This window comes from Streptomyces sp. NPDC059866 (assembly GCF_042731325.1).
Classification (GTDB): Bacteria; Actinomycetota; Actinomycetes; order Streptomycetales; family Streptomycetaceae; genus Streptomyces; species Streptomyces flavusporus.
Window position 1 is genome coordinate 173,516 of sequence record NZ_JBHWJT010000021.1, and the last position, 16,761, is coordinate 190,276.

Sequence of the window (16,761 nt, forward strand, 5' to 3'; positions counted from 1 at the left end):
CCGCCTCACACGAGCTCGACGAGGAGGTCACCGCCCTCCACCTGCTGGATCGGGTTGATGGCCAGCCTGGCCACCCTGCCGGCCTTCGGGGCGGTGATCGCGGCTTCCATCTTCATCGCCTCGATGGTCGCCACCGTGGCACCGGCCGCCACCTCGTCGCCCTCGGCGACCGCGAGCGTCACCACTCCGGCGAACGGCGCGGCGACATGGCCGGGGTTGGCGCGGTCGGCCTTCTCGGTCGCCGGGATGTCGGCGGCCACGGCGGCATCGCGTACCTGGATCGGCCGCAACTGGCCGTTCAGGTTGGACATCACGGTGCGCATCCCGCGTTCGTCCGCCTCGCCGACGGCCTCCAGCTCGATCAGGAGGCGTACGCCGGGTTCGAGGTCGACGGCGTACTCCTTGCCGGGCCGCAGCCCGTAGAAGAAGTGCTTGCTGTCGAGGACGCTGGTGTCGCCGTACGTCTGACGGTGTGTCTCGTACTCGCGCGTCGGCCCGGGGAACAGCAGCCGGTTGAGCGTCGCCCGCCGGTCCTTCGCCAGCCCCGTACGGTCCTCCGCGGACAGGTCCTGCGCGGGCCTGGGATCGGGGCGGCCCTCCAGCGCCCTGGTGCGGAACGGCTCCGGCCATCCGCCGGGCGGGTTGCCCAACTCGCCGCGCAGGAAGCCGATGACGGAGTCGGGGATGTCGAACCTGTTCGGTGCCGCCTCGAAGTCCTCCGGCGTCACCCCGGCGCCCACCAGATGGAGCGCGAGGTCCCCGACCACCTTCGACGAGGGGGTGACCTTCACCAGCCGGCCCAGCATCCGGTCGGCGGCGGCGTACATCGCCTCGATCTCCTCGAAGCGGTCGCCGAGGCCCAGCGCGATCGCCTGGGTGCGCAGGTTGGAGAGCTGGCCGCCGGGGATCTCGTGGTGGTAGACGCGCCCGGTCGGCGAGGCCAGGCCCGCCTCGAAGGGTGCGTAGATCTTGCGGACGCTCTCCCAGTACGGTTCCAGGTCGCCGACGGCCTGCAGGTCCAGTCCGGTGGGCCGCTCGGAGTGGTCGGTCGCAGCCACCAGCGCCGACAGCGACGGCTGCGAGGTGGTGCCCGCCATGGACGCCACCGCACCGTCCACCGCGTCCGCGCCCGCCTGGATCGCCGCGAGGTAGGTGGCGAGCTGGCCGCCCGCCGTGTCGTGGGTGTGGAGGTGAACCGGCAGGTCGAACTCCCGGCGCAGCGCCGCCACGAGGGTCGCGGCGGCCGGGGCGCGCAGCAGGCCCGCCATGTCCTTGACGGCCAGGACGTGGGCGCCGGCGGCCACGATCTGCTCGGCCAGGCGGAGGTAGTAGTCCAGCGTGTACAGCCGCTCGGACGGGTCGGACAGGTCGGAGGTGTAGCACAGGGCGACCTCTGCGACGGCCGTTCCGGTCTCCCGCACGGCGTCGATGGCGGGCCGCATCTGCTCGACGTCGTTGAGGGCGTCGAAGATGCGGAAGATGTCGACGCCGGTGGTCGCGGCCTCCTGCACGAAGGCGTCGGTCACCTCGGTCGGGTACGGCGTGTAGCCGACGGTGTTGCGGCCGCGCAGCAGCATCTGCAGGCAGATGTTCGGAACGGCCTCGCGCAGTGCGGCCAGCCGCTCCCACGGGTCCTCGGCGAGGAAGCGCAACGCGACGTCGTAGGTGGCGCCGCCCCAGCACTCCAGGGACAGCAGCTGCGGCAGGGTGCGGGCCACCACCGGGGCCACGGCGAGCATGTCCTTGGTACGGACCCGGGTGGCCAGCAGCGACTGGTGGGCGTCGCGGAAGGTGGTGTCGGTGACACCGATCGTCGGCGAGGTGCGCAGCCACCCGGCGAAACCTTCCGGACCGAGCTCGACGAGCCGCTGCCGCGACCCGGCCGGCGGTTCGATCCCGGGCAGGGGCGGCACCTTGGTGGCCGGGTCGATCACCTCGGGCCGCTCGCCGTGGGGCTTGTTCACCGTGACGTCGGCGAGGTAGGTGAGCAGCTTCGTGCCGCGGTCGGCGGAGTGGCGTGCGGTGAGCAGGTGCGGCCGCTGCTCGATGAACGAGGTGGTGACCTGTCCGGCCCGGAAGTCCGGGTCGTCCAGCACGGCCTGCAGGAACGGGATGTTCGTGGCCACACCGCGGATGCGGAACTCGGCGACGGCACGCCGGGCGCGCCCGATCGCCGTGCCGAAGTCCCGGCCCCGGCAGGTGAGCTTGACCAGCATGGAGTCGAAGTGCGCGCTGATCTCCGTACCGGCGTGGGTGGTGCCGCCGTCCAGCCGGATGCCCGCGCCGCCGGGCGAGCGGTAGGCGCTGATCCGGCCGGTGTCGGGGCGGAACCCGTTGGCCGGGTCCTCGGTGGTGATACGGCACTGCAGTGCGGCACCCCGCAGGGTGACGGTCTCCTGCGCGAGGCCGAGGTCGGCCAGCGTCTCGCCGGCGGCGATCCGCAGCTGTGCCTGCACGAGGTCGACGTCGGTGACCTCCTCGGTCACCGTGTGCTCGACCTGGATGCGCGGGTTCATCTCGATGAAGACGTGGTTCCCGTCGGGGTCGAGCAGGAACTCCACGGTGCCGGCGTTGCGGTAGCCGATCTGCCGGGCGAACGTCACGGCGTCGGCGCAGATCCGCTCGCGCAGCGCGGGGTCGAGGTTCGGTGCGGGCGCCAGCTCGATCACCTTCTGGTGGCGGCGCTGCACCGAGCAGTCACGCTCGAACAGGTGGATGACGTTGCCGTCCCCGTCGGCGAGGATCTGCACCTCGATGTGGCGCGGATCGACGACGGCCTTCTCCAGGAAGACGGTCGGGTCGCCGAACGCGGACGCCGCCTCACGCGCCGCCGCCTCGATGGACTCGCGCAGCAGGGCGGGGTCCTCGACGCGCCGCATGCCGCGCCCGCCTCCCCCGGCGACCGCCTTGACGAACACCGGGAAGCCGATGCCCTCGGCGGCCCGGACCAGTTCGTCCACGTCGGTGGAGGGCGCCGAGGAGCCCAGCACCGGTACGCCGGCCTCGCGGGCGGCGGCCACCGCGCGTGCCTTGTTCCCGGTCAGTTCGAGGGTCGCCGCGCTCGGGCCGACGAAGGTGATGCCGGCCTCCTCGCAGGCCCGCGCCAGGTCCGGGTTCTCCGACAGGAACCCGTAGCCCGGGTACACGGCGTCCGCTCCCGCCCGGCGTGCCGCACGCACGATCTCCTCGACGGAGAGATAGGCCCGCACCGGATGTCCCGGCTCACCGATCTCGTACGCCTCGTCGGCCTTCAGCCGATGCAGCGAGTTGCGATCCTCGTGCGGGAAGACGGCGACGGTTCGCGCGCCCAGCTCATAGCCGGCACGGAACGCACGAATCGCGATCTCACCGCGGTTCGCGACCAGCACCTTGCGGAACATGCGTGATCCCTTCAGCCTGCCGGTGACGCGCTCTATGGTGTCGGCGACGCCTCCGCCGCGCCATGTGAGCCGGGCCACTCCGCGTGCGGCGACGCCTTCGCTGCCGACGTGCTGCTGCGCTCTCGGTCCGGCGTGGCGTGCGACGCGTCGGTCACCGGTGCTGTGGGGTGAGCCGTTCGACCTGGCCGGCGGCTGCTTCGGCTCGGCGTCCGGCCTCACGGACCCGGCGCTCGACGAACCGCACTCGTTCATGCGCCCGGCGCTCGGCGGCACGGGCCTGCCGGTGCTCCTCCCCGGCGCGTTCCGGCTCCTCGGCGAGCTCGCTCACGCGCTGCCGGGCGTGGTCCGCCCGGCTCGTGGCCTCGTTCGCCGCGTGGCCGGCCGCTGCCGCGTCCTTCTCGGCAGCCCGCAGCTCCCGTTCCGCCGCCGCGGCTTCCTGCCGGGCCTGCGCCGCCGTTCGTCCGCTCCTGCACGCTCACGCCGGGCGGCAGGCGGGGGCTCCGGGGCGGCTCAGCTCGCGCAGCTGCGCACCGTCCAGCTCCTGGTGTGTCCGGCGCAGCCCCTCCCCGAGTCGAAGCTGCCGTCCGCCCCGACCTACCCACGGGAGGCGTCGGGCCTGAGGGGTACGGGGCGGGCGCGGACGACGAGGACGTCCAGGTGGAGCTCGTCCCTGCCGAGGTCCAGGCCCGCCCACATCGCCGCGGAGGCGAGCAGGTTGAACGGACGGTGCGGGGCGCACCGCACGTCGGACTCGGGGGCGGCGGAGGCCTGGAGACGCTCGGCCAGAGCGCGGGCCGCCGCCTCCGCGTCGGCCGCGTGCGGTCCGGCGGCACTGGGCACGGGTTTGCCGACGCCCGACACCAGCGCCTCGGCGAGGAGCAGCCGCGGACCGTGCGCGGCCGCCCACCGGTCGGGCTGGGTGGTCACCGCCGTACCGGGAGCCAGGAGTGCCAGCCTCGCCAGCATCCACGCGGCCTGGGCCAGGCCGGTGGCAAGGACCCCCGCGCCGGCCCCTGCCGACCACGGCCGGTTCCCCTCACCGCCGCGGGCCCGGCCCAGCGCCTGCCATGCGTCGGCCCGGTCGGCGTCCGGAACCGGTACGGACATGGGTGCCTCCAGCGCCAGCGCCGCAGGCCGGCCGGAGACGAGGGCGGCGGTCAGGGCACGGACCGCTGCTTCCGGGTCGGTTCCCTGTCCGACAAGCGCCGGCAACGGTGCGTCGACGGCGGCCCAGGCGAACCTGCCCAGCGACACCGAACCGACATCGACTCCGACCACCCGCGCGTCCATGGATCACAGTGCAGCACAGGCATGTGCCCGAACGAGAGCGGCGGCGGGCATTGGTAGCGTCGGCGTATGCCGTGCCGGCCGGTGCGGTGTGCCGTTCGACCGAGGGAGATTCCATGTCCCCGAGGATCCGCAGGGCCGTGATCCCCGCCGCCGGGCTCGGCTCCCGTCTCCTGCCCCTGACCAAGGCGACACCGAAGGAGATGCTTCCGGTCGGCGACAAACCGGTCATCGAGCACACCGTGCGCGAGCTGGTGGACTCCGGCATCACCGACATCACCATCGTCGTCTCCGGCGGCAAGAGCCTCATCCAGGACCACTTCCGCCCCAACCCCGCTCTCGTCGCCCAGCTGCGCAAGGACGGCAAGACGGCGTACGCGGACGCGGTGGAGGAAGTGGCGGAGCTGGCCCGCAAGGGGCACATCACCTACCTCGACCAGTACGGCCCGTACGGCAACGGCACCCCGGTGCTGAACGCCGCCCGCTCCTTCGGCGACGAGCCCGTGCTGGTGCTGTGGCCCGACGACGTGTTCGTGGCCGAGGTCCCCCGCGCCCAGCAGCTGATCCGCGCCTACGAGCAGACCGGCTGCCCGGTACTGGCCCTGCTGCCGATGGACCCCGCCCACTCCCAGCGCTACGGCGTGCCCCTCGTCAAGGAGGACCTCGGCGACGGCCAGCTGCGCATCACCGGCCTGGTCGAGAAGCCGAAACCGCAGGATGCGCCGTCCCCGTACGCGGCCATCGGCGGCTACGTGATCACGCCGGGCATCGTCGACGAGCTGCGCGAGCAGACCCGCCGCTGGTACGAGCACCGGACCGGCGAGATCTACCTCACCGACGCCATCAACGCCTACGCCTCCACCCGCGCGGTGTACGGGCAGGTCATCCAGGGCCGTTGGTACGACACCGGCAACCCGGCCGACTATCTCGTCGCCCAGATGGCCTTCGCCCTCGCCCACCCCGAGTACGGCCCCCTGCTGCGCGGTCTGGTCGACGAACTCGACGCCGCCCGCCCGGACACCGCCGACGACACCGGCAACTGACCTGCCGGTCGTTTCAGTCGCCGGGAGGGGAGGACTGATGGGCGGGTTCGATCCGCACGTTCACGTGGAGTCGAAGGTGGTGCAGGGCGATGCGGCCGTCCGCAACCTGATGGCGTCCACCTTCGGGCTGGCCGGTGATCTGCCGGGCCATGTCACTACGGGGTGCGGGCTGCGGGTGCCGTATGCGATGACCTCTCCGCGTCCGGATCGCGTCACCTGCCTGGCCTGCCGTGAGCACGCACGGCTCGAGCACCTGCGCTTCGCGGAGAACGTCGAGCGTTTGGGCCGCATGCCGGGATCGGCCATCAGCCCTGCCCAGGCGAGAACGGCCGCGGACAGGCATCGCGACCTCGCGGAGAGGTTCTCCGGCACGGAGGGCTGAGCGGCCGGCGGCGGCCCCGCGCGTTCATCGGGCGTAGTCGGACAGAGCCGGTTCGAGGAGGGTGAACGCCTCCGTGGCCTCCTGCAAGAGAACGGAGGCGGTCTCGGAGTTGGTGTGCCCGGCGAGGGTGAGTTCCTGGATACGGCCGAACAGGACGCGGTGGACGCCGCCGAGCAGGGACGCGGCCGTGCGTGGGGTGATGTCGCCGGGGTCCGCGCCGGTGGCTTCGGCGAGGGCGGCGGCCAGGGCGTCCTCACGCTGATCGTGCAGGCCGCGCAGGCAGGTGGTGAGGGTGGGGCTCTCCGCGATCATGCGGGTGAACTCCGGGCCCGCGAAGCCGGCGACCGGGTCCTGTGCCCTGACCGCCGACAGGAACGAGCTGCGCAGTGCCGCGAGGGCGGATTCGCCGGCTTCGCGGGCGGCCACGGTGCGTGCCGGACCGGCCACGAACTCGTCCTGGTGGTCGAAGGCCAGGTCTTCCTTGCGGGGAAAGTAGTTCGTCACGGTCTTCTTGGCGACGCGGGCGGCGTCGGCGATCTCGGCGATGGTGGTCCGCTCGAAGCCCTGCGTGATGAAGAGCTCGGTCGCCCGGTCGGAGATCAGCTGCCGCGTCTCGCGCTTCTTGGCCTCGCGCAGGCCGATGGCCGCCGCGGAGGCGGCGGTCGTGGTGCTCGACTCGATACCCATGGCGGAATATTACCCCCGTCGTATTTTTACGTTGACACCCTGTGTGCTTCGAGCATAAGTTTACGTCCGTTGTAAGTTTTCCGTCGTGTTCGCCTCCGAAAGGGGCCGCCTTGACCGACACCGCCTTCGACGGTGAAGCCGAGTTCGACCGTCAGGTCCGTAACCTCACGGAGCTGGGGTATCCGGCGCTGTCCGGACTCGGCCCGGACCGGTTGGGCGCGCTGGTCGCCCCGCTGCGCGCCCGTGCCGCGACGGCTCCCATCGGCCCGTACGAACCGGAGAGCGGCCGCGTGCCCTTCGTGCTCGTCGTCACCCGGAACGTGGCGCCGATCGAGGACACGATGCCGCGCACGACGCTGCACCGCGGGCGCACGCCCGGCTTCGTCGACCGCTCCTTCGAGCCCGGCTCCCTGGAGCGGTTCGTCGCCACCGAGGAGGCCGGACTTCCGCACCCGGACGCCTACCTGCTGTTCGACATCGAACGCGGCGAGGAGTTCTGCGGCGCCGTACCCCACGACGCGATGAAGGTCATCGCCGAGCGGGGTCGCACGCTGCTCACCATCGAGGAGGGCATCGCTCTCGTGACCCACTTCCCGCAGGTACTGGTCAAGAACAAGTGCTTCTCCCTCGGTGGTTCACGATGCGGCGACCGCAGGGTCCCGGCGATCTGGATCAGCCAGAAGGCGCCGAAACTCGGCTGGTGCTGGGAGGGAAACCCACACACCTGGCTGGGCATGGCCTCGGCCGGTACCCGGGTCGCCGGCGACATCTGACCACCACCGGCAGGTTTGCGTCCCGGCACCGCCTCCTGATGGTGTGGGCCTCGTGACAGAAGCGGCGAACACCGGCCGGGACGCCCGCAGGGTGCTGATGGTGCGCAACGCGGAGCGCAGTGGTCCCGGACGACTGCGGGCGTGGCTGCACGCGGAGGGGCTGACCGTCGACGAGGTGTCCGGCCCGGCGGTGCCGACCACTTCGGCCGGCTTCGACGCTGTGGTGCTGCTCGGCGGCGGTTTCCTGCCCGACGCCGACCTGCACGCCCCCTGGTTGCCCGCCGAGCGGGCTCTCGCACGTCAATGCGCCGACAATGGCGTGCCCTTGCTCGGGATCTGCCTCGGCGCCCAGGTGCTGGCCGTGGCGACGGGCGGCGAGGTGACGGGCGAGTACGGTCGGCCCGAGCGGGGATCGTGCACGATCGTGCTGCGCCCCGAGGCCGGGCACGATCCGCTCCTGGCCGGGATGCCACCGAGGTTCCCGGCGATCCAGAACCACCGTGACCAGGTAACCGCACTGCCACCCGGGGCAGTTCATCTGGCCGAGAACGAGCAGTGCCCGGTGCAGGCGTTCCGGGTCGGTGAGCGCGCCTGGGGTGTGCAGTTCCATCCCGAGGTCGGTGCGGACCGCCTCGCGGGGTGGGACGAGGCGGCCCTGGCCGACGCCGGGCTCGACCTGGAGATGCTGCGCGCCCGCGCGGAGACAGCGGAGGCGGACTCGGCCCGGGCCGCCCGGCGCCTGACGGCCAACTTCGCCGCCGTTGTCCGTGCGCGTACCTGAGCGGAACGCGGAGCCGGCCGGCATCGAGGTGGCCCGAGCAAGGCGGGGCGCCGCCGCTGCGACAACGACGCCCGCCCCGACGCGAATCCCGATCGCCGCGTCAGCTGCCCAGTGCCGCCAGGACCACGGACTTGGCCTCCTCCTGCACCTGACGCAGGTGGTCGGGCCCGAGGAACGACTCCGCGTAGATCTTGTAGACGTCCTCGGTCCCCGAAGGACGCGCCGCGAACCATGCGTTGGCGGTGGTCACCTTGATGCCGCCGATGGGCGCACCGTTGCCGGGAGCGTCGGTGAGCACCGCGGTGACCGCCTCGCCGGCCAGGGTGTCCGCGCTGACCTGAGCGGGCGACAACTTGGCGAGCAGGGCCTTCTCCTCGCGGGAGGCAGGGGCGTCGATGCGCGCGTACGCGGGTTCGCCGAAGCGCGCGGTCATCCCCGCGTAGTGCTCGGAGGGGGTCCTGTCGGTGACCGCGGTGATCTCGGATGCGAGCAGCGCGAGGATGATGCCGTCCTTGTCGGTGGTCCACACGGAGCCGTCCCGGCGCAGGAAGGACGCGCCGGCCGACTCCTCACCGCCGAACCCGAGCGAGCCGTCGACCAGCCCGTCCACGAACCACTTGAACCCCACGGGAACCTCCACCAGTTGACGGCCCAGATCGGCGGCGACCCGGTCGATCATCGCGGACGACACCAGGGTCTTGCCGATGCCCGCACCGGCCGGCCACTGGTCACGGTGGGCGTAGAGATAGGCGATGGCCGCGGCGAGATAGTGGTTGGGGTTCATCAGGCCCGCGTCCGGGGTGACGATGCCGTGCCGGTCGGCGTCGGCGTCGTTGCCCGTGGCGATCCGGAAGCGGTCACGCCGGTCGATGAGCGAGGCCATGGCGTAGGGCGACGAGCAGTCCATGCGGATCTTGCCGTCCCAGTCCAGCGTCATGAAGCGCCAGGTGGGGTCGGTGAGCGGGTTGACCACGGTCAGGTCGAGCCGGTGCTGTTCGGCGATGCGCCCCCAGTAGGCGACGGACGCCCCACCGAGCGGGTCGGCGCCGATGCGCACGCCGGCCGCGCGGACGGCGTCCAGGTCCAGCACGCTCGGGAGGTCGGTGACGTAGGTCCCCAGGAAGTCGTACCGCCCGGTGCCGGGTGCGGCGAGCGCCCGGGCGTAGGGAAGGCGCCGTACGTCCTTGAGACCGCCCGCGATGATCTGGTTGGCCCGGTCCTGGATCCAGGAGGTCGCGTCCGAGGCTGCCGGGCCGCCGCTCGGCGGGTTGTACTTGAAGCCGCCGTCGGCGGGCGGGTTGTGCGAGGGGGTGACCACCACCCCGTCCGCGAGGCCCGAGGTGCGGCCACGGTTGTGGGTGAGAATGGCGTGCGACACGGCGGGAGTGGGCGTGTAGCCGTCCGCGCTGTCGATGAGCACCGTCACGTCGTTGGCGGCGAACACCTCCAGGGCGGTGACCCTCGCGGGCTCCGACAGAGCATGGGTGTCGGCGCCCAGGAAGAGGGGGCCGTCGGTGCCCTGGCGGGCGCGGTACTCGCAGATGGCCTGGCTGGTCGCGGCGATGTGGTCCTCGTTGAACGCACTCGCCAGTGACGAACCGCGGTGTCCGGACGTGCCGAAGGCGACGCGCTGGCCCGGCTCGCCCGGGTCGGGGTGCAGCGCGTAGTACGCGGTGACCAGCCGGGCGACATCGACGAGGTCCTCGGGATCGGCCGGCCTGCCCGCTCGCTCGTGCTGCATACGCCCGCTCCTCACATTGCTCGGTCCTTGGCTTGCCTCCTCATCTTTCCTTGTCACGGGGCGCGGACGCGAGTGCATCACCTGCCGTTCAAGGCGGTTGGCCGTCGCGGGTGTCCTCACACGCTCTGCTGCTCGCGGATACCCCACGGGGATCCGTACGCCGTCAGGAGGTCGAGGAACGGCCGGGGTGCGAAGGCCTCCGGGCCGAGCACGCCCGCGCCCGACCACGTGCCGTTCGCGATCAGTTCCAGCGCGACCACGGGGTTGACGGCCGTCTGCCACACGACCGCCTGACAGCCGTACTCCTGCATCGACCAGGCGTTGTCCACCACGTGGTACAGGTAGATCTCGCGCGGTCGTCCCTCGCGGGTGCCCCTGACCCAGGTGCCGGCACACGTCTTGCCGTGCATCCGGTCGCCGAGCCCGGCCGGGTCGGGAAGGCAGGCCGCCACCACGTCGCGCGGGGACACCTCGACCCGGGTGCCGTCCTTCGCGGTGACCGTCACGGGGTCGGTACGGTCGAGACCGATCTGGTGCAGGACGCGGAGCGCCGTGATGAACTCCTCGCCCAGCCCGTACTTGAACGTGACCCGGCCGGCCTTCACCCAGCGCGGGATCAGCAGCACCTCCTCGTGCTCGACGTTCACGCACTCCACCGGACCGATGCCTTCGGGGAAGTCGAAGACCTCGGGCTCGCTGAAGGGTGCGGTCGTGAACCAGCCGCGGTCCGCTTCATGGACGACCGGCGGGTTCAGGCACTCCTCGATCGTCGTCCAGATGCTGAACGACGGGGCGAAGTCGTACCCGTCGACCGTCAGGTTCGCGCCGTCACGGACGCCGATCTCCTCGATCGTGTCGAAGAGTTCGTCGGCCGCGTACCGGGCGAAGACGTCCGACAGGCCCGGCTCGACGCCCATGCCCACCAAGGCCAGCCGCCCGCTCCGACGCCACCGGTCGTCCAGGGCGAACTGCTCGTCGCCGAGCTTCGTCCCGGTCTGCTCGTACGGCAGGTCCGGATGCGGCCGGGACAGGGACATCGCCATGTCCAGGTAGTGCGCGCGGGCCGTGTGCGCGGCGCGGAACAGCGGCATCACGAACCGGGGGTCGGTCGCATTCAGCAGGACGTCGCACCGCTCGGCCGCCAGGAGCCGGGCCACCGCCTCCTCGTCGGAGGCGTCGACGCGGGTGGCGGTGAAGCGCCGGTCGCCGTCGGCGGCCGCGGTGGCCACGGCCGCCTCGGCGCGCGCGAGGTCGTAGTCGGCGACGACCATCCGCTCGAAGAAGTCCCGGCGGGCCGCGATGCGGGTGATGGCCGTGCCCACTCCGCCCGCACCGACCAAGAGGATGCGCATAGCAGGTCCTTTCACCATGAAAGAGGGTGAACCACGCGTTCGCCCTGTCGCCGCCGATCGAACGCCACCGGCGTTGTCCTGGTCAATGGCGTTGGCATAAGGTCCCCGGCAACGCCCCGACCACATCCCCACCAGGGAGGAATGCGCGATGCCCAAACGGGTCGTGGCGGAGAGCGAACGACGGCGCAGACGGCCCACCAAGCAGGGCGCCGTGCTCTCCGAGCGCCACATCGTGCTCACCGCGCTGCGCATGCTGCGCGAGCACGGCAGCCAGGGACTCACGGTGCGTCGCCTCGGGCTGGCCCTCGGCGCCGACCCCAGCACCCTGTACCGGTACTTCCGCGGCATGGACGACCTCGTCCTCGCTGTCGGCGACGAGCTCATCGGACGCGCTTTCGACGGCTGGACGGCGACCGGTGACTGGCAGACCGACCTGCGCGCGCTGGGACTGCGCATCCACCGCTCGTACCTCGCCCATCCGCAGGCGGCGGTGCTCACCGCCAGCCGGGTCTCGGGACGCGCCCACGAGATCGCGGCCGACGAGGCCGTGCTCGATGTGCTGCACCGTGCCGGTTTCCCGGTCGCCGATGCGGTGCGGATCTACCACTGCTTCATCGACCAGGCCCTGGCCTTCGCGGCGCTCGACGCGGCGTCGCTCGCGCTGCCGGCAGCGGCCCGGGAGGCCGACGAGGCGGTGTGGCAGGCCACCTATGCCGGGCTGCCCGAGTCCACCCACCCTCGGATCGCCGCAGCCGCCAGCCATCTCGTCGCCGAGATGAACGTCAGTGCCTACCCTGCGGCGCTCGGCATGCTGATCGACAGCGCGGCAGCCCGTCTCGGCGGTGGCGAGCCGCCACCCGGACGGGTGGCTTAGGCTGGCCCTCATGACCAAGGTCGAGGTGGTGCAGCTGCTGGTGTCGCCCGCGCACCGTTTCGCGGGGCGTCCCGCGGACGGGCCGTCGGCCGGGTCCGCGGACGAGCTGCGGCATCGGGCTGAGGTGCGCGCCGGCCTCGGTCTGGTCGGCGACCGCTACTTCGGGCAGCGGGTCCATCGCGACGCGGCGGTGACCATCATGGCCGTCGAGAACCTCCCCTACGACATCAACCCGTCCATCGGTCTTCTGCAGACACGCCGGAACATCCTGCTGCGAGGCGTCGACGTCGACTCCCTGGTGGGCTCGACGATCACTCTCGACTGCGGTGCGGGCCCCGTGACCTTCGTCCTGAACCGTCCGGCCCGGCCCTGCGCGTGGATGGACGTCACCATCGGTCCGGGCGCGCAGCGCGCCCTGCGCGGTAAGGGCGGTGTGCGGTCCACACCGCTGACCGACGGAGTCCTTGCCGTCGGGGAGGCGGCGTTCCGTGTCGTCGCCGAGCCGCACGCCGGTCAGTAGCGGGTCGGCGAGGGTTCCCCCGGGCCGTCGGCCACCCGCTGGGCGGGCGGCCGACGGCCCGGTGGCGTCACAGGGAGCGGCGCGCGGTGCGACGCAGCAGGACGAATCCGGCGATCAGAAGGACGGCGCCGGCCGCCGCGGGCCACAGGCGCGCACCGGTGTCGGCGAGTCCGCCCTGGACGGCCTGCGGCTCGGTCTGCCCGGAGGCCGACGGATCGCTGCCGGACTCCTTCTCCCGCGGCACTTCGGCGGCGGCAGCGTCCGAGTCGTCCTGCGCCCCGCTGTCGGACGGTCGTGAGGTGGCCGAGGGCGAGGCGTAGACGTTGGGTGCGCCACTGGCGGGGACGGTTTCCGTGGGAGCGGAGGGCGCCGGGTCTGCGTCGCCCGCGCCGTTCGAGGGCTCGGCAGACGGCTCGTTGCCCTTGTCGCCGGGCTGGTCCGCGCCGTCGTCGGGCTGCTCCCCGCCGTTGTCGCCGGGCTGGTCCGCGCCGTCGTCGCCCGGCTGCTCCTCGCCATTGCCCTCATCGGGCTGTTCCCCGGCATTGCCGTCCTGGGGCTCCTCCGGAGTCGCCGTGGGCTGCTCCCCCGCACCCTCGTCGGGGTCGGCCCCGGAGCCCGGCTCCGCATCGCCCGAATCGCACTGCCGGCCGCCGTTGATGCAGTCGACCATCTCGCCCATCAGGTCTTCGTCGAAGACGTTGATGAAGTCACCGTGGTCCGTGACCGGCTTGTGCAGTTGCTCCGGGAAGGAGTCCACGGCGAACAGCGGGGTCGTCCGGCCTCCGTCGTTCAGGCTCGGCGCGTCGACGTCGTACACGATGCGCTGCACCAGCTGCGGTATCGCCTGGAATCCGGCGGGGCACCGACCGGCGGCGTCGGCGAAGGCCACGTGGGTGCGGTGGTTGGCGCTGTCGATGTTCCGGCCGTCCCAGCAGCTCTGGAACTTGAAGGTGCGCACCACGTCACTGCCGGACGGGCACAGCGGGTACTTGTCCTTGAGCTGCCGGTCCTCGAAACCGGTGCAGCTCCAGGAGGCGTTGGCGTTGGCGGGGCCGTTGACGAACGCCTTGGCGTCGCCGGTGATGATGCGCAGCAGTCGCGGCATGGCCGTGACCTCACCGACCGGGCTGCCCACGAACGTCAGCGTGACCTGCGCGGGCGTGACGATCTCACCGGCGTTGCCCTCGATTCCGCCGCCGGGGGCCTCGGCGTCCTGCTCCACGGTCCCGTTCTGAAGACGCAGCACCGGCCAGTAGTACGACGACTTGTCGCCGGGGTTCTCGCAGCTCGTCTCGGCGTTCGCGAGGTCCTGGTCGCTGGCGAAGGCGTCGTTGGCCTGGTTGCCGATGTAGTCGTGGAAGTGGTGGGCTCCGTTGGTGACGCCGGGGGCGACGATCACGTTGTCGGAGTTGAACAGGCCCTGTTCGTTGACGCCGCAGCTGGTGGTGAAGCTGCCGCGGGACGCGCTCTTCTGCCGGGTCGGTTTCTGGACGTTCGGCTGCACGGTGGTGATGTCCGCGTAGTCCGCGGCGACGGGCCCGTTGCCGGCCTGACCGCCGTTTCCGGTCTGGCCTTCGTCTGGCTGGTTCTCGTCGTCCTGGGAGCCGCCGTTCTCGCCCTGACCGGCGTCGGCGCCGTCACCGCCCTGGTCGCCCGCGGGTCGCAGCGTGCAGGCCGCGAGGTCTTCCAGACCCTGCGGACGCTCGCCCGTCCGGTCGATGGCGGCGGCGATGCGCTCGATCGCATCGGTCCGCTGCTCCTGCAGCGGCGTCATGATCGCGTCCGCGTCGAGGTCGCCGTCCTGCGCGGCGCCCGCCGACTCCTGGAGCTGCTGGTAGGCCTCCGTCACCTGCTGGTCCAGCAGGGCGAGTTCCTTGTCCACGTCCGCTCGCGCGTCGTCCGGAACCTCGGTCAGCCGGGTGCCCACGTCCGGGCAGTCGATGGTGGCGGCCGTCCCGGCCCCGGCTTCGTTCGCGAGCGTGCTGTTCGCACCCCCCGAACCGCCGTCGGTGGCGGAGGCGTAGACATTCGCCACCACCAGTCCCCCACCGCCCAACATCAGGGCGACAGCTGCGAATGTCGCCCGTCTTGCACCTTTGGGGCGTCTGCGCGTCTTGCGTCCCACGGAGTACTCCTACGCCTGATGGCCGACCTGGTCATGGAAGCCTTCCGGTGACATACGCAGCCGAGCGCCGACATGTTCAACCGCATCGCGAATTCACGTGTGTGCGGCTCCGACAGGCCGTGGAACGACGTCGTCCCTGGCGAACCTCCCGCGGTGTTCGCCAGGGACGCAGCAGGCGCCGAGATCAGTACAGCGGGGCCGGGTAGGTGGGGTACTCCACTCCGGACACGTGCTGGACGACGCGGATGACCTGGCAGGAGTAGCCGAACTCGTTGTCGTACCAGAGGTAGAGGATCGCGTTGTCGCCCTCGACCTTGAGTGCACCGGCGTCGACGATCGAGGCGTGGCGTGAGCCGATGAAGTCGCTGGAGACCGCGTCGGGGGCGCTGATGAAGTCGATCTGGCGCTTGAGCGGCGAGGTCAGTGACACATCGCGGAGGTGGTCGAGGACCTCCTGGCGGGTTGTCTCGCGGGCGAGTTGCAGGTTGAGGATCGCGATCGAGACATCGGGCACCGGGACGCGGATCGAGCTGCCGGTGATCTTCGCCTTGAGGTCGGGCAGCGCCTTGGCGACGGCGGAGGCGGCGCCGGTTTCGGTGATGACCATGTTCAGCGGCGCCGAACGGCCGCGCCGCTCGGACTTGTGGTAATTGTCCAGCAGATTCTGGTCGTTGGTGAAGGAGTGGACGGTCTCCACGTGGCCGCGCAGGACGCCGTACTCGTCCGCCATCGCCTTCAGCGGCGGCACGATCGCGTTGGTGGTGCAGGACGCACAGGACAGGATCTGCTCGTCCGGCTTGATGGTGTCGTGGTTGACGCCGTGGACGATGTTCGGGACGTCGCCCTTGCCCGGCGCGGTCAGGACGACCTTCTCGATGCCGGGGCGAAGGTGCTTCGACAGGCCTTCGCGGTCGCGCCACTTGCCGGTGTTGTCGATGAGGATGGCGTCCTTGATGCCGTACGCCGTGTAGTCCACCGTCGTCGGGTCGTCGGAGTAGACGACCTGTATCTCGTTGCCGTTGGCGATGATCCTGCTGTTCGCCTCGTCGACGGTGATCGTGCCCTGGAACTGACCGTGGATGGAGTCACGGCGCAGCAGGGAGGCGCGCTTGACGAGATCCTCGGCGGACCGGCTCCCGTTGTTGCGGACGACGATGGCCCGCAGTCGCAGTCCGTTCCCGGAGCCGGCCTTCTCGATGAGCAGGCGGGCGAGGAGCCGCCCGATGCGGCCGAAGCCGTAGAGGACGACGTCGCGCGGCTCCCGGCGCTCGATCTTGCCGGCGCCCGTGGCGCCGGCCACGGCCTCGGCGGTGAACTCCTGCACCGACAGACCGCGGTCGTCGGTCCGGTACGTCGCGGCGAGCATGCCGATGTCGATCTGGGAAGGTCCGAGATCGAGGGCGGTCAGCGCCTGCAGGAAAGGCATCGTCTCGGTGACGGAGAGCTCCTCACCGGCGATCTGCCGGGCGAAACGATGGGTCTTCAGGATGCTGACGACCGATTTGTTCACCAAGGAGCGGCTGTGCAGCAGGACGGTGACGTCCCGTTCCCGGTGCAGTTTCCCGATGACCGGGATCATCGACTCCGCGATCTCCTCGCGGTGCTTCCAGTTGGTGAACGAGTCTTCGTTGACAGTCACAAGTACATCTTTCGAGCTAGGCGGCGCTCATATGATAGACGTTCGCTGTTCGGGCCATGCAGCCGGTGTCGCCACACCACAATTCGGGGGGTGTGAACTGCTGCCGCGGAACAGCGCACGAGTGTGATCTGGCGTGTATGAGTGAGTGTCCGGGTTGTGGTGAGTGCGCAGGGAACG

Annotated in this window: 14 protein-coding genes; 6 read left to right on the forward strand and 8 right to left on the reverse strand. The window is 71.2% G+C overall.

Going from position 1 to position 16,761, the window contains the following annotated elements:
• Positions 1-5 precede the first annotated feature (5 nt).
• The 3 genes from ACFV7R_RS30485 to ACFV7R_RS30495 all read right to left on the reverse strand — a co-directional run bounded on the left by ACFV7R_RS30485 (position 6) and on the right by ACFV7R_RS30495 (position 4,670).
• Complete coding sequence (locus ACFV7R_RS30485) at positions 6-3,380, reverse strand: pyruvate carboxylase (RefSeq protein WP_385269148.1); 3,375 nt, start codon at positions 3,378-3,380, stop codon at positions 6-8.
• A 151-nt stretch (positions 3,381-3,531) separates the two neighbouring features.
• Positions 3,532-3,708 (reverse strand): hypothetical protein, encoded by a 177-nt coding sequence (locus tag ACFV7R_RS30490; protein WP_385269150.1) that lies wholly within the window; start codon positions 3,706-3,708, stop codon positions 3,532-3,534.
• 266 nt (positions 3,709-3,974) lie between these two features.
• Positions 3,975-4,670, reverse strand: a complete 696-nt coding sequence (locus ACFV7R_RS30495; RefSeq protein WP_385269152.1) for a hypothetical protein — start codon at positions 4,668-4,670, stop codon at positions 3,975-3,977.
• Between the two features lie 113 nt (positions 4,671-4,783).
• Between ACFV7R_RS30495 and ACFV7R_RS30500 the strand changes: the two genes are divergently transcribed.
• Both ACFV7R_RS30500 and ACFV7R_RS30505 read left to right on the forward strand, forming a co-directional pair.
• Positions 4,784-5,710, forward strand: a complete 927-nt coding sequence (locus tag ACFV7R_RS30500) for a UTP--glucose-1-phosphate uridylyltransferase (RefSeq protein WP_385269154.1) — start codon at positions 4,784-4,786, stop codon at positions 5,708-5,710.
• A 37-nt stretch (positions 5,711-5,747) separates the two neighbouring features.
• The gene (locus tag ACFV7R_RS30505) at positions 5,748-6,092 is read left to right on the forward strand and encodes a hypothetical protein (RefSeq protein ID WP_385269156.1); all 345 of its coding nucleotides are present in this window, start codon (positions 5,748-5,750) and stop codon (positions 6,090-6,092) included.
• Between the two features lie 24 nt (positions 6,093-6,116).
• Here ACFV7R_RS30505 and ACFV7R_RS30510 read toward each other — a convergent pair whose 3' ends face one another.
• Complete coding sequence (locus tag ACFV7R_RS30510; protein ID WP_385269158.1) at positions 6,117-6,779, reverse strand: TetR/AcrR family transcriptional regulator; 663 nt, start codon at positions 6,777-6,779, stop codon at positions 6,117-6,119.
• A gap of 110 nt (positions 6,780-6,889) precedes the next feature.
• On the opposite strand from ACFV7R_RS30510, the gene ACFV7R_RS30515 reads away from it, so the two are divergent.
• Positions 6,890-7,552, forward strand: a complete 663-nt coding sequence (locus tag ACFV7R_RS30515; protein WP_385269159.1) for a DUF5701 family protein — start codon at positions 6,890-6,892, stop codon at positions 7,550-7,552.
• A 52-nt stretch (positions 7,553-7,604) separates the two neighbouring features.
• Entirely contained in the window at positions 7,605-8,333 is a 729-nt protein-coding gene (locus ACFV7R_RS30520) for a type 1 glutamine amidotransferase (protein WP_385269161.1), read from the forward strand.
• 100 nt (positions 8,334-8,433) lie between these two features.
• Here ACFV7R_RS30520 and pgm read toward each other — a convergent pair whose 3' ends face one another.
• Together pgm and ACFV7R_RS30530 are read right to left on the reverse strand one after the other, a co-directional pair.
• Positions 8,434-10,074 (reverse strand): phosphoglucomutase (alpha-D-glucose-1,6-bisphosphate-dependent), encoded by a 1,641-nt coding sequence (gene pgm / locus ACFV7R_RS30525; protein ID WP_385269163.1) that lies wholly within the window; start codon positions 10,072-10,074, stop codon positions 8,434-8,436.
• Between the two features lie 116 nt (positions 10,075-10,190).
• Positions 10,191-11,426 carry a saccharopine dehydrogenase family protein gene (locus ACFV7R_RS30530; RefSeq protein WP_385269165.1) on the reverse strand — a complete coding sequence of 412 codons (1,236 nt, stop codon included), beginning with the start codon at positions 11,424-11,426 and terminating at the stop codon, positions 10,191-10,193.
• Positions 11,427-11,574: 148 nt separating this feature from the next.
• Here ACFV7R_RS30530 and ACFV7R_RS30535 point away from each other — a divergent pair, with 148 nt between their 5' ends.
• Together ACFV7R_RS30535 and ACFV7R_RS30540 are read left to right on the forward strand one after the other, a co-directional pair.
• Complete coding sequence (locus ACFV7R_RS30535; RefSeq protein WP_385269167.1) at positions 11,575-12,300, forward strand: TetR/AcrR family transcriptional regulator; 726 nt, start codon at positions 11,575-11,577, stop codon at positions 12,298-12,300.
• Between the two features lie 10 nt (positions 12,301-12,310).
• Positions 12,311-12,820, forward strand: coding sequence for a molybdenum cofactor biosysynthesis protein (locus ACFV7R_RS30540; protein ID WP_385269169.1), 510 nt, complete (start codon positions 12,311-12,313; stop codon positions 12,818-12,820).
• A gap of 67 nt (positions 12,821-12,887) precedes the next feature.
• On the opposite strand, the gene ACFV7R_RS30545 is transcribed toward ACFV7R_RS30540, so the two are convergent.
• Together ACFV7R_RS30545 and ACFV7R_RS30550 are read right to left on the reverse strand one after the other, a co-directional pair.
• On the reverse strand, positions 12,888-14,879 hold the full coding sequence (locus ACFV7R_RS30545; RefSeq protein WP_385269190.1) for a DUF1996 domain-containing protein: 1,992 nt from the start codon (positions 14,877-14,879) through the stop codon (positions 12,888-12,890).
• A 250-nt stretch (positions 14,880-15,129) separates the two neighbouring features.
• Entirely contained in the window at positions 15,130-16,584 is a 1,455-nt protein-coding gene (locus ACFV7R_RS30550) for a glyceraldehyde-3-phosphate dehydrogenase (protein WP_385269171.1), read from the reverse strand.
• Positions 16,585-16,761: the final 177 nt, after the last annotated feature.

Bases quoted from the DNA above. Each gene is read 5' to 3' on its own strand.
- ACFV7R_RS30535 (WP_385269167.1), top strand. From the start codon at position 11,575: ATGCCCAAACGGGTCGTGGCGGAGAGCGAACGACGGCGCAGACGGCCC.
- ACFV7R_RS30545 (WP_385269190.1), bottom strand. From the start codon at position 14,879: ATGTTGGGCGGTGGGGGACTGGTGGTGGCGAATGTCTACGCCTCCGCC.
- ACFV7R_RS30485 (WP_385269148.1), bottom strand. From the start codon at position 3,380: ATGTTCCGCAAGGTGCTGGTCGCGAACCGCGGTGAGATCGCGATTCGT.
- ACFV7R_RS30530 (WP_385269165.1), bottom strand. From the start codon at position 11,426: ATGCGCATCCTCTTGGTCGGTGCGGGCGGAGTGGGCACGGCCATCACC.
- ACFV7R_RS30510 (WP_385269158.1), bottom strand. From the start codon at position 6,779: ATGGGTATCGAGTCGAGCACCACGACCGCCGCCTCCGCGGCGGCCATC.
- ACFV7R_RS30505 (WP_385269156.1), top strand. From the start codon at position 5,748: ATGGGCGGGTTCGATCCGCACGTTCACGTGGAGTCGAAGGTGGTGCAG.
- ACFV7R_RS30495 (WP_385269152.1), bottom strand. From the start codon at position 4,670: ATGGACGCGCGGGTGGTCGGAGTCGATGTCGGTTCGGTGTCGCTGGGC.
- pgm (WP_385269163.1), bottom strand. From the start codon at position 10,074: ATGCAGCACGAGCGAGCGGGCAGGCCGGCCGATCCCGAGGACCTCGTC.
- ACFV7R_RS30540 (WP_385269169.1), top strand. From the start codon at position 12,311: ATGACCAAGGTCGAGGTGGTGCAGCTGCTGGTGTCGCCCGCGCACCGT.
- ACFV7R_RS30500 (WP_385269154.1), top strand. From the start codon at position 4,784: ATGTCCCCGAGGATCCGCAGGGCCGTGATCCCCGCCGCCGGGCTCGGC.